The sequence below is a fragment of the Candidatus Paceibacterota bacterium genome, assembly GCA_035452965.1.
GTDB lineage: Bacteria > Verrucomicrobiota > Verrucomicrobiia > Limisphaerales > UBA8199 > UBA8199.
The window spans coordinates 43,057-55,869 of sequence record DAOTCE010000015.1; the positions used below are offsets into that span (position 1 = coordinate 43,057).

5 protein-coding genes are annotated in these 12,813 nt (G+C 62.1%); 3 read left to right on the forward strand and 2 right to left on the reverse strand.

Annotated elements, in window-relative coordinates:
• Nucleotides 1-221: 221 nt before the first annotated feature.
• Entirely contained in the window at nucleotides 222-6,224 is a 6,003-nt protein-coding gene (locus P5205_12815; protein ID HSA11242.1) for a glycosyl hydrolase, read from the forward strand.
• On the forward strand, nucleotides 6,221-9,619 hold the full coding sequence (locus tag P5205_12820; protein HSA11243.1) for a glycosyl hydrolase: 3,399 nt from the start codon (nucleotides 6,221-6,223) through the stop codon (nucleotides 9,617-9,619). Before P5205_12815 ends, P5205_12820 begins: the two co-directional genes overlap by 4 nt.
• Nucleotides 9,620-9,641: 22 nt before the next feature.
• Here P5205_12820 and P5205_12825 read toward each other — a convergent pair whose 3' ends face one another.
• Together P5205_12825 and P5205_12830 are read right to left on the reverse strand one after the other, a co-directional pair.
• Complete coding sequence (locus P5205_12825; protein ID HSA11244.1) at nucleotides 9,642-10,682, reverse strand: electron transfer flavoprotein subunit alpha; 1,041 nt, start codon at nucleotides 10,680-10,682, stop codon at nucleotides 9,642-9,644.
• A 74-nt stretch (nucleotides 10,683-10,756) separates the two neighbouring features.
• Nucleotides 10,757-11,566 (reverse strand): electron transfer flavoprotein subunit beta, encoded by an 810-nt coding sequence (locus P5205_12830; GenBank protein HSA11245.1) that lies wholly within the window; start codon nucleotides 11,564-11,566, stop codon nucleotides 10,757-10,759.
• Nucleotides 11,567-11,899: 333 nt separating this feature from the next.
• Between P5205_12830 and P5205_12835 the strand changes: the two genes are divergently transcribed.
• On the forward strand, nucleotides 11,900-12,808 hold the full coding sequence (locus tag P5205_12835) for a nucleotidyltransferase (GenBank protein HSA11246.1): 909 nt from the start codon (nucleotides 11,900-11,902) through the stop codon (nucleotides 12,806-12,808).
• Nucleotides 12,809-12,813: the final 5 nt, after the last annotated feature.

The following is a 12,813-nucleotide window of genomic DNA, read 5'->3' on the forward strand; positions in this document are numbered from 1 at the left end:
TTTTCGTTGTTGCCCTTCGACCTGCAGCCCGGGAAGGTATTAGTCGAAAAGTCTGCACAGGCATGCGAGCGCAACCTGAGCGGTTTCGAACGCAGACGTCCGCCATCAGCTTCAGTTTGGCGAGCTGATTGGATGCCCAATTGCAGTCATAACGCTGCGTCTGAAGCGCTTCGGCCTTGACCCATTTCGTTGGTCCGCCCACGATTTGCCCTGCAACGATCATGCCATCCTGGATCAACTTCACGTCTGGCGCCCCCAATCACTGCCCTTCACGCCCACCAATCTTCCTGCTGCTGCTGCTGGTGGCGCTTGGTTGGGCAAGCCCTTCTGCCGCCCCGGGGGCCGACCTGGACCAAGGCTTCCAGCGACCACCGGAGTCGGCCCGGGCCTGGGTGTATTGGTTCGTGATGGATGGGAACTTCAGCCGCGAGGGAATCACGGCTGACTTCGAAGCGCTCAAGCGTGCGGGCATCGGCGGAGTGAGCATGATGGAGGTAGACGTGGGCATCCCGCGGGGCACGGTCAAGTTCATGGGGCCCGAGTGGCGGGCGCTGTTCAAACACGCGGTGGCGGAGGCGGAGCGGTTGGGCTTGCAGATCACCCTGAACGCGGGGCCGGGCTGGACCGGAAGCGGTGGCCCATGGGTCAAGCCGGAGGAATCCATGCAGCACCTGGTAGCCAGCGCTGTCGAGGTCGCGGGGCCGAAGCGCTTCGACGAAATGCTGCCGCGCCCGCAGCGCCGACCGGCGTTCTTTGGCGATGGCCAGTTGCCGGCGGAACTGGAGAAGGCGAAGAACGACTTCTATCGGGACGAGATCGTGCTGGCCTTCCCAACGCCGGCGGGCAATGAGCGCATCAGCGACATAGATGAGAAAGCGCTCTACGTGCGCGCGCCCTATTCATCACAGCCCAAGGTGAAGCCATTTCTGCCAACGTCAGCGAGCTATCCGGCGCTGCCGTCGGAGGCGGTGATCGCGGCCGACCGCGTTCTCGATATCAGTGAACGCATGGGACCGGATGGCCGTCTCGCCTGGGACGTACCGGCGGGCCGTTGGACCATCATGCGCTTCGGGCGCACAAGCACGGGCGCCTGCACCCGGCCGGCACCGCTGCCCGGACTGGGCCTGGAGAGTGATAAGATGGACCCCGCTGCGCTCGAGGCGCATTTCAACGCGTTCGTTGGCGTGTTGCTGCGAGAGATCGGCCCGCGCAAGCAGAGTGCCGAGTCGGGGTGGACGATGCTGCACATTGACAGTTGGGAAATGGGCGCGCAGAACTGGACCGCCGCTTTCCGCGATGAGTTCCGCCGCCGCCGGGGCTACGATCCGGCGCGCTATTTGCCCGCCGTTACGGGTCGGGTGGTGGACAGCCTGGAGGTGACGGAACGCTTCCTATGGGACGTGCGGCAGACGGCGCAGGAACTGGTCATTCAGAATCACGCGGAACGACTGAAGGAACTGGGACGCCGGCACGGCTTCGGCCTTTCCATCGAGCCTTACGACATGATGCCGTGCTCCGACATGAGCTTCGGCGCGGTGGCCGATGTGCCCATGTGCGAGTTCTGGCTGCATGGGTTCGACACCACCTACAGCGTTATCGAAGCAGCGTCCGTTGCGCACACCTGCGGAAAGCAGATCGTAGCGGCAGAGGCGTTCACCTCTGACGACACCGAGCGGTGGCAGGCCTATCCAGGAGCGATGAAAATCCTGGGCGATTGGGCATTCAGCTCGGGAGTCAACCGCATCGTCTTCCACCGCTACCAGCACCAGCCGCAGCTCGACGCGCGCCCGGGCATGACGATGGGGCCGTATGGCGTGCATTGGGAACGCACACAGACCTGGTGGGACATGGCAGGCGCGTATCACGAATACCTCGCGCGCTGCCAGTTCATGTTGCGCCAGGGGCTGCCGGTGGCCGATGTCTGCTTCCTCGTGCCGGAGGGTTCGCCCCACGTATTCCGTCCGCCTTCATCCGCTCGCATCGGCCAGCCGCCTGACCGGCCCGGCTACAACTACGACGGCTGTGCGCCGGAGACACTTATGTCGCGCATGTCGGTCGCAGCCGATGGCCGGCTCGTATTGCCCGACGGCATGAGCTACCGCGTGCTGGTCTTGCCGGAGATGCCGACCATGACTCCGGCGCTTTTGCGGAAAGTTCGGGACTTGGTTAAGGCCGGCGCGACGGTGGTCGGTTCGCCGCCGCTGAAATCGCCCAGCTTGAGCGGCTATCCGCAGTGCGACGATGAAGTGCAGAAGCTCGCGGCAGAATTGTGGGGAGATGGATCCGGTGCTCCCCGCCTCCAGGGCCGGGTTATTCGAGAAGCCGGGAAGAATGCAGCCCGCTCTGGGAAATCCCCCGAGCCGATCAAGCTAAGTAAATGGATCTGGCACCATGAAGGCAACCCTGCCGACAGTGCCCCTGTGGGATCACGGTATTTCCGCCGCAGCTTCAATCTAGACGGTAAAGGGGACGTTGAATCCGGCCGTGTTTACATGACCGCGGACAACAGCTTCGCGCTGTGGGTTAATGGCCGGCCCGCGGGCAAGGGGAACAACTTCCACGCCGTGTCCGTGCTCGATGTCACGCAAATGCTCCGGCCTGGCGAGAACATCTTGGCGGTGGCTGCGGAAAATGGCGGCACCGCGCCAAACCCAGCCGGACTCACCGGTGCGCTGGTCGTGAAGTTCCGTGACGGTCATGTCTTCACGGTACTTACCGACAAGACCTGGCATGCGGCCCAAGACACCCAAGGCAAGTGGGCCACTGCCCGAGTGGCGGCGGGGCACTGGACCGGGGCCATGGAATTGGGCCCGGCAGGCATGGCTCCGTGGGGAGAGGTGGGACTACCGGCCGTTGAGCCGGAGCAATTCTGCGACTTCACGGTCGTGTCAGCGGTACTTAGTGAGCTTGGTGTGCGGCCAGACTTCGAGTCCGACGCCCCGCTGCGCTATACCCACCGGCAGACCAGGGATGCGGATATCTACTTCGTCGCCAACCGCGAGGAACGCCCGGTTGAGACAAGCTGCATTTTCCGGGTGGCGGGCAAAGCGCCCGAATTGTGGGATCCGTTGACCGGCCAAACGCGCACCCTGCCTGAGTTCACTGTTCGGGATGGGCGCACGACGGTCCCAATGCGCTTCGAGCCGGCGCAGTCGTTCTTCGTTGTGTTCCGAAAGACCGAGGGCAGTGCGGGGGGGCGGAATTTCCCCAGGGAATCCAAAGTGGCCGATCTACCTGGCTCCTGGAATGTCGCGTTCGACCCCAAGTGGGGCGGGCCGCAGAACGTGGTATTCGACCGCCTGCAGGACTGGAGCAAGCGCAAGGAAGACGGTATCCGTTACTATTCCGGGACCGCGATCTACCGCAAGAGCTTCGATGCGCCCAAGAGCGTGCGCGGGCAGCGGATGCACCTGGATTTGGGCGCGGTGAAGAACCTGGCGGCGGTCCGGTTGAATGGTCGGGACCTGGGCGTAGTATGGTGCGCGCCCTGGCGAGTGGACATCACCGACTCCGCCAAGGTGAAGGGAAACCAGTTGGAAATCACCGTGGCTAACCTGTGGCCGAATCGGTTGATCGGCGACCAGTCGCTTCCCCCCGAACAGCGGCTGACCTCAACAACCTGGAACCCTTTCAAGAAGGATTCGCCCTTGCTGGAGTCGGGCCTGCTGGGCCCGGTATCGTTGGTTGCAGTCGAGGGTGCTTCGGCTGCCGAGCCAAAACGAAAACGGGCCGACGCTCAGACTGGCCATACACAAACCGCCGACTGCGCTATCGTCGAGCACCCGGGCAGCCGTCTGGTAACACTCGCGGATGCGAGGAGCAACCTGGTGCTGCGCTTGAACTACAATGGCCGTTGCCTGCTGGACCGGGTCATAGTCCGCAGCCGCGAAGTGATCGCTCCGGAAACCGGCGTGTGCAGCGCCATCCAGGTCTCGAACCACTGGTTCACCACGCGCAGCGGCATACCTGCGCCCAAAGTAGCTGTCAGCCGGAACAAGGTGACGGTGCGCGAGATTGTCTTCGGAGGCATGGGTATTCAGGTAACGGAGAACTGGGAATTCACCGTGCACCCGGATCGGATTCTCTGGCAGATCAGCCGCAACTACGGGATGGCCGGCCGGCTCGAAGATTCGTACTGCCCGGGGTGGGACTTCCGCGACATGAACACCTGGACCGGCGGGCTGCTGGACACTGGCGGCGTGGTCTGGAACAAGTACCTGGAGACCTCCAATGCTACTTACGGCGCCCACGCCAGCGCCGTCACATTTTGGAATCGAGACGACGGTGCTTGTCTTCGCATCAAAAGTGAAGCAGGCGCATCCCGCCCGCCGCCGCACCTGGCGATGAGGTTCTCACACCAGCCCTCAGGGATCCAAACTGCAAGTTTTTCGGTCACCGACAGTGAACTCAAGCCGAGGCATGACCTGCGCCGTTTCCATCCCTCCCGGCAAGACCTGTGGGCGCCATACGAGGTCAAACCAGACCAGCTAACGGTGACCTACAGCCTCCAATCGCTGGATTACGGCAAGGCGTTCGATCGAGGTTCATTCCAGGGCCTCAACGGCAAGAGCATTCGCGACTTGCTGAATACCATTGGCCGCTATGGGGTCATTGACCGTCGTATTCTCGGCGCCAACGGCTGGCGCACCGGGTTTACCTGCCTGCACGAGCAATGGTTCTCGCAGATGGGCATCGCTATTGACGATCCGGATTACCTGGCGAACTGCGCCGCCACTTTCGACTTCGAGCGGGACCACGCCATTGAGCCGAGCGGACGCGTCAAGTCACGCTGGTGTTGCCTCGCTCACGACGCCATGCCCGGCACCTACGACGCCAACGGCTACTATGAGGCGCAGTGGGGCTACCTGCTGGATTCGCAGCCCTGCTACGTCATTTGCGTGGCGGAATTGTTCGACCTCACCGGCGACCAGGAATGGCTGCGTGGGCAGAAATCCGCCTGCGAGCGCGCGCTGGATTACCTGTTGCGCCGCGACGCCGATGGCGACGGGCTGGTCGAGATGATGACCGACAGTCACAAGCAGGAGCGCGGGAGCGACTGGATTGATGTGATTTGGGCCGCGCACGAAAACGCGCTGGTCAACGCGGAGCTGTACTACGCCTTGCTCCTCTGGGCCGATGCTGAGGAGGTGCTGGGCGACGACGCGCGCGCGGCGGACTATCGCCGATGCGCCGCGAAGCTGAAGGTCAACTTTAACAGAACCGCCGCGGAGGGCGGCTTTTGGGATCCGCAAAACCAGTGGTATGCATATTGGCGGGAAAAGGACGGCTCCATCCACGGCAACAACCTCGTAACCCCCGTACAGTTCACCGCCATCGGCTATGGCTTGTGCGACGATGCGGAGCGGCGCGAGGCAATTCTGCGCCGCATCGAGAAGGAAATGCGGAATGAAAACCTGTTCTTCTGGCCGCTGAACTTCTTTCCCTACCAGCCCGGGGAAGGCCACGCCACGGTCAACTTCCCGTTCCCCAACTACGAGAATGGCGACATCTTCCTTTCCTGGGGAGAACTGGCGGTGCGCGCCTACGCCAAGTCCGATCCGGCCATTGCGGTCAAGTACATCAGGAACGTGCTCGACCGGTATGAAGCCGACGGACTGTCATTCCAGCGCTACGAGCGCAAGTCCCAACGCGGTGCGGGCGAGGACATTCTGGCGGGCAACTGCATGCCGGTGGTAGGGCTGTATCGCAACATCTACGGCCTCCAGCCTAAACACGACCGCATCTACCTCGAACCACACTTGACTCCGGAACTCAGCGGCACGCGGCTTCGCTATCAACTGCGGAACCAATCCTATCTGATAGACCTTACCACGGCTGCGACTCGCGTGGAAGTGGAGGACTTTGCGGTACGCTCGGCGCAGCCTTTTGCGCTGAGTGCGAAAGGGGATACGGCCCAGCTTTTCCCCGGCAAGTCGGGCGGACCCGCAATGACGCTGAGCCGTTCCCGTCGTGCGCCGGTGGAGATCGAACTGGACACCCGGCTTGCGGACATGGCGTCGGAGAGGAAATGGATCGTATCCTCCGGAAGCGCGGGGGTGGTTATCTGGCATGTCGTTTCTCACCTGACGCCACACGCGAAGTACGAGCTGCGTCGGGAGAACCACAAGGTCGGTTCCTTCAAGGCTGACGGTGGGGGACAAGTGGAATTCAAGTGCGAATTCGACGCCACGGAGCCGCAGCACTTCGAACTGCTTCAACAATGAGAACAGTCATTCATGTCGCATTCATGTTGCGCAGCGCGGTGCTCGTGCTGCTATTCTGCATAGCAACACCAGTTTGGGGGGGGGCCGGCCAAACTGCGGGAGGGGAGCATGATGAGCTTGCCAACGGCTTCGCCGATCCGCCCAACAGCGCCCGCCTGCGCGCGTATTGGTGGTGGCTCAATGGAAATGTCACCAAAGCCGCTATTACCCGCGACCTGGAAGAAATGAAGGCCAAGGGCTTCGGCGGCGCATTGATTTGCGATGCGGGCGGCGCGCAACAGGACGGTAACGACCCGGTGCCGCACGGCCCCACTTTCTTTACGCCCGAGTGGCGCGAACTCTACATACACGCGCTGCGCGAGGCCGAGCGCCTGGGCTTGGAGATGAGCTTGAACATACAGAGCGGATGGAACCTGGGCGGACCTATGGTCAAAGCCGAAGACGCGGCGAAGAAGCTGACCTGGTCGGAGGCCCTCATTAGCGGACCGGCCAAATACGCTGCGGCGCTGCCGGTGCCAAAAGCCCGGGAAGGATTTTATCGTGACGTCGCCACAGTGGCGTATCGGCGGACAGCCAGGGCGCGACAGCCGGCCCCGCCAAGCATCACGAGCAGTTCCTCACAGCCGGACCACCTGGCCGAACTGGCGTGCGACGGCAACTCAGACACGTATTGGGTCTCCTCGGGCACGAAGCCCGGCGAGGGCCCAACTGCGGCTCGCCCTGAGTGGATCCAACTGAGCTTTCCGCAGACAGTCCGGGGCCTGAAGCTCCATGTCATGGGAAGGCCCGGTTACGGCCCGAAGGAGTGTGAGCTGCAGGTTTCCAACGACGGCAAGACCTTCCGGTCCGAGCGTCGGTTTGGCATGGCGGACGGCGAGTCAGCAGAACTAAGCATGGTTGACGCGGACGCCTCGAACATCCGAATCGTTGTGCTGGCGGCATACGACCGGGGATCGCCTGGTGCGCCACGGAATGTGCAAATTGGCGAGATAAGCTGCTTTTGGAAGGACCATTCCCTGGGGCAGCCCGCGCGCCCGCCGCTTCAAAATTGGGAGCAAAAAGCGATCTACAAGCCTCTGCACTTTTCTGCGCCTGACACCGCGCCCCTGTTTGAGGAACTGCCGGCCACTCCTGGCGAGGAGGACACCCGGGCTGCAGATGTCCTGGACCTTACCGCGATGCTCTCCAAAGAAGGCATCTTGCACTGGGATGTCCCGGAGGGCACGTGGCAGGTTATTCGGCTCGGCTGCACGATTGGGAACCATTCGCACGTGTCAACTTGCAGCGATGGCTGGCAAGGCTACTCCCTGGACGTGTTGGATGCGGGCGCGTTCCGGCGTTACTGGGATGCGGTGGTCGAGCCGCTGATCGCCGACGCCGGTCCGTTGGCGGGGCGCACTCTCAAGTATCTGCACACGGACAGTTGGGAAGTCGAGCCGCTGAATTGGACTCCCAACCTGCGCGCCGAGTTCCGCAAGCGCCGGGGCTACGACCCGCTGCCGTTCTTCCCCGTGCTGGCGGGCCGGATCGTAGATTCACGCCCGGCCAGCAACCGCTTTCTGTATGACTTCCGCAAAACACTTGGCGACCTGGCTGTTGACAACCACTACCGCATCTTCCGCGACCTCGCACACAAACACGGCCTCCAAATCCATCCCGAGTCCGGCGGACCCCATGCGGTGCCGATTGACGCCCAGCGCTGCCTCGGCATGGATGACGCGCCTATGTCCGAATTCTGGGCCTGGTCGTGGCGGCACCGGGTCGGGGAAAGCAACCGGTTCTTCGTGAAGCAGCCTGCCTCGGCGGCCCACACCTATGGGCACCGGCTGGTGTTAGCGGAAGGATTTACCACCATCGGCCCGCATTGGCAGGAGACGCTCTGGGATAATCTGAAACCCTCTTTCGACCAGGCCGCCTGCGAGGGCCTGAACCTGTTGGTCTGGCATGCGTTCGTGTGCTCCCCGGAGGAGATGGGTCTGCCGGGGCAACAGTATTTTGCCGGAACTCACTTCAATCCAAACACGACGTGGTGGTCGAGGTCCGCCCCCTTCCTGGCCTATCTCAATCGCTGCCAGTTCATGCTGCAGCAGGGCCTGTTCGTCGCGGATGCCTGCTACTACTATGGCGACCACGTGCCGAACTTCGCTCAGCTCAAACGCAGCGATCCGGCGCATGTGCTGCCCGGCTACGATTACGATGTCGTGACCGAGGATGTTATCCTCAAGCGCATGTCCGTGCGGGACGGCCGAATCGTGCTGCCGGACGGGATGAGTTACCGTGTGCTTGCGTTGCCGGATCGGCCCGGCATCTCGCTCGCGGTGCTCAAGAAACTGGAGAAGATGGTCAAAGCCGGCGCGACCATCGTCGGCCCCAGGCCTGCGCAAACCTATTCATTGAGCGGGTATCCCAAATGCGATGCCGAGGTGGTCCGGCTCGCGGATCGGTTGTGGGGGAACGATCGGCAGGTGAGCGGCATAAGGCGCTATGGCTGTGGGCGCGTGATCTCCGGGCAGACTCCCCGCCAAGTGCTCGGTGGTGATGGGCTCAAACCGGACTTCGGCTTCCGGCTGCAGCCGCAACCCACAACCTTGGACCCACAAGCCCCACCGGTGCTGGATTACATTCACCGAGCCAGCCGCGAAGCGGACATCTACTTTGTGGCAAACCGCTCCAACTGCTGGCTGAAGCCGGATTGCACCTTTCGCGTGGCCGGCAAAGTCCCCGAGCTTTGGGACCCACTGACCGGAAGCAGCCGCCTCGCCGCGGTTTACACGCGTAGCGAAGAAACCACCACGCTGCCCCTTCAGTTTGCGCCGTATGGCTCCATGTTCGTGGTGTTCCGTCAGCCAGCCTCACCCAAGTCCGTCGCCACTGGTCAAACAGGTTCGAATTTCCCGGCCTACTCGGAGCCGCACGAACTCTCCGGAGCGTGGACTGTCCAGTTCGATCCCAGGTGGGGCGGGCCGGAATCGGCGGTTTTCGACCAATTAGTCAGTTGGCCCCAGCGATCTGAGGAAGGCATCAAGTATTATTCAGGCAAGGCGACTTATCACAAAACGTTTGACCTGCCGGAATCGCTGCGTCGTGATCGCCACCGCTTGTCGTTGGACCTGGGCGATGTCAAAAATCTGGCCACGGTGCGTCTTAATGGAAGGAACTTTGGCACGTTGTGGGCAGTCCCCTTCCGCGTGGACGCGACCGAGGCCATCAAACCGACCGGAAACAAACTCGAGGTGGAGGTCGTTAACTTCTGGCCCAACCGTATTATTGGAGACCAATTCCTCCAGCCGGAGAAGCGCTTTACGCGCACCAATATCCGGAAACTGACCAAGGACACGCCGCTGATGGAGTCCGGTTTGCTCGGCCCGGTGCGTATTCTGGTTGAGGAACGTTAAGCCTCAGGCGGTGTTTGATGGCCTACCCGGAGCCTTCGGCCAGCAACTGATTCAGCTTGCCCATGACGGCGAAGGCGTCGGCGACATAAAGCACGTCAGCCTTGCCTCGCGCCCAGCCGCAGTTCGGATCGAGATTGATGGCGCGGCGCTCAGCAATGAAGCGCCAGCCAACCGTGTGTGGCTCTTCCCCATGACAGCACGTGGCCAGCCCTTTCGGGTGCCGGGGCGTGGAGCCGGTTTGGCCTATTTGATTAAGATGCGTCAGGAAGGACAGCACCGCCTGCCCCTCGCCGCCCAAGTCTACCAGCGACTTGCTGCTGCCAAGCGAGGCTCGGGAGAGCTTGAGGCAGTCGAGAATTAACTGCTCGGCTTCCTTGACGTGCGCCTGACTGTCGGCCTGTTTCTTTGTCCAGCCGGCGCCAGCCACCAGTAGCAAATTGGCGTCGGGCCGTATCGTTTGAGCATCAGCCGCCGGTTCGCGCACCCCAAGCACAGTGGTACGTTTGCAGGTTTCAGACAGGCTGACCGGAATAGCCTGCACGGCTGCGGTCCCGGCGGCGCCTTCCCAGGCCGGTTGACTGCCGGGATCAATGAGGATAAACCACGGCCTAAGAGTCCGCCGCAGGACGGCTTCCATGCGCTGGCGATAGTACCAGCGACTGATTGACGGCGCGCCGTTGTCAGCGGCGAGCCCGGTTACGTGCGTGTCCGCTCGGCCGCCCAGCCGTTGGGCAACGCCCGGCAGGGCCCTGTTCCAACGCGAGGTCGCTGGTGCCAGGACCAGGGTAGCCTGAGCGGCTTTGGCGAGCGCTTCAACCGCAGCGGCGTCCGTGGCGTAGCGCGATTGCGAAAAGTCAGGGCCCGCCACACCCAGAAAAGCGGCAGCCCCGCAAGCAGCTATGCGGTCGGCGGCGGCCTGCACATCCCGGCCAACCAGGGCCACGATCAGTTTCGAGTCGGCCATGCCGGCACACAGGGTCTTAGCCGCCCCCAGGGCTTCGAGCGCGGGCTTGGCCAGCGAACCATCGGTTTCGATGTGGGCGAGGAGAAGAATTGTTTCCATAACGGGAAAATGCTAAAGGGGGTGATAGAATGTTGGAGTGATGGAGCCTCGGCGCGCGCGCCAATTCGCAGACATTACCTTCTTATCCATTGGACAAGCTCCTGCGCGATCTCATCTGGAGACTTATCTTTCACGATCCTGGTCGTGCGCAGTTGCTTCGGCAACGACACGCTGGCGAAGGCCAGGCCTTCGGCGGCGAGTTTAACAGGCTTCGCCCTTTGCAGGGCGGGCATTACGGCGCGCATATTAGCCATGCCGATCTGCGGATTATTTCTAGGTTCCGGAAGATTGCCGGTCGCCCAGCCGAGCAGGGCAGGAGGCCCTGCGCAGCGTGAAACCTGGTGCTTTCCACCTTCAACGCGTTCGAGAATTTCCAGCGATCCGTCGGCGCTCACCTTCAACTCGTCCACGCCTTGGAACTGGTCCAGGATGCCTAAACGTTCGCCTACCATCTGCATCGTCGCACCGGCGCCGCGCGAGGCGGACTCCCAGCCGCCAAACACGAGCAGTTTCGTGCGGTCGAGCCCGGCGATCCCCTGGATGGCCTCGGCCAGCACTGCGGCGACTTCCGCCGCCTCGGCAAATCCGCTCGCCGGGCCGTCGATGGCAATGAGTTCAAAAGGCACCTTTTGCGCGACAGTCATCATCACCTGCTGCAGCTTGGCTTTAGGGCCGAGGCTCACGAGCCAGACTTTGCTGCCGGGGGTGTTCTTCGCCAGGTTGGCTGCCTCATACAGTGCGTGGCTTGCCCACGGGTCGAGGACGGCGGGAAGCATCATCTCATTCTTCAACGCGGGACCAGTGGAACCGGTCACCGGCTCCAGGGTTTGGAGCGGGTCCGGCACAATAGTGCCACAAACAACTATTTGATATGCGGTGGTCATGCGCCACGGATCATCTTGAGTTTTGAGCCCCTTGGGAAGCCTGAAACGCGTAGGATGCAATCGGCGGAGCAGCTGCAGCCGTCACTTGCCAGTAAGGTGACCCAAACTGAATTGGCGTCCAACGGTCCTGGGAAAGCGTCTTTCCAACTACCAGCGATTCCATTGAACGCAAACCCGGCGTGCCTGTCTATTATGGTGTTAGGTTTGTTGGTTTTGTTAGTGGTTTCATAGGTGCAACCTGGCTTCGGCTGGGTGCACCTTCTTTATGTCCAACCGCCACTTTGGTCTTGCGGAGTTTTCGAGTGCCGGTAGCGTCTGCAGGCGTCTTTGAAATTGGCCCCTACATTGGTCATCCTGGCCGCCGGCATTGGTGCCCGCTACGGCGGATTGAAACAGATAGAACCCGTTGGCCCGGCCGGGGAGGCCGTCTTGGATTACTCGGTCTTTGATGCGAGGCGCGCGGGTTTTGGCAAGTTCATCTTCGTCATCCGCCGCGACGTCGAGCAGGATTTTCGGGACAGCTTTGGCCGGCGCTTCGCCAGGCACGTGAATATCGATTATGCCATCCAGTCCCTGGACATGGTGCCGCCTAACTGCTACGTCCCGCCCGATCGTCAGAAGCCGTGGGGAACCGGCCATGCCGTGTTGTGCGCCGCTCTGTTGCTGGACCGCCCTTTCGCGGTCATCAACGCGGACGACTTCTACGGGGCGGAGTCCTTCGGCGTGCTCGCCCGGTTCTTGACGCAGACCGCGCCCTCCAATCCCGACCTGTTCGCGATGGTGGGTTTCCAACTGGACCGCACACTTTCGGAGCACGGCACCGTGGCGCGGGGCCTCTGCCAGACGGATGAGGAGGGATACTTGACATCCGTTGAGGAGTTGACCGCCATCGAAAGACAGCCCATTGGCGCCCGCAACCGGGAGGCTGATGGCAGTTACCGTGACCTGACCGGGCTGGAGACTGTTTCGATGAATTGCTGGGGATTTACACCGAAATTGCTGCCCGGCCTGCGCTGCTTATTCAGCGAGTTTCTGGCCCGCAACCAGGCCAACCTCAATGCCGAGTTCTACCTGCCCACGGCCGTCAATGCGCTGATGCGGGAGGGGCTTGTACGAGTTACTGTGTTGCCAACATGGTGCCATTGGTTCGGCGTGACCTATCGTGAGGACCGCGCGGTGGTAGTGGACAGCATCCGGGCGCTCATTCGTGCCGGCAAGTATCCAGCACGGTTGTGGGGTTGAACCCC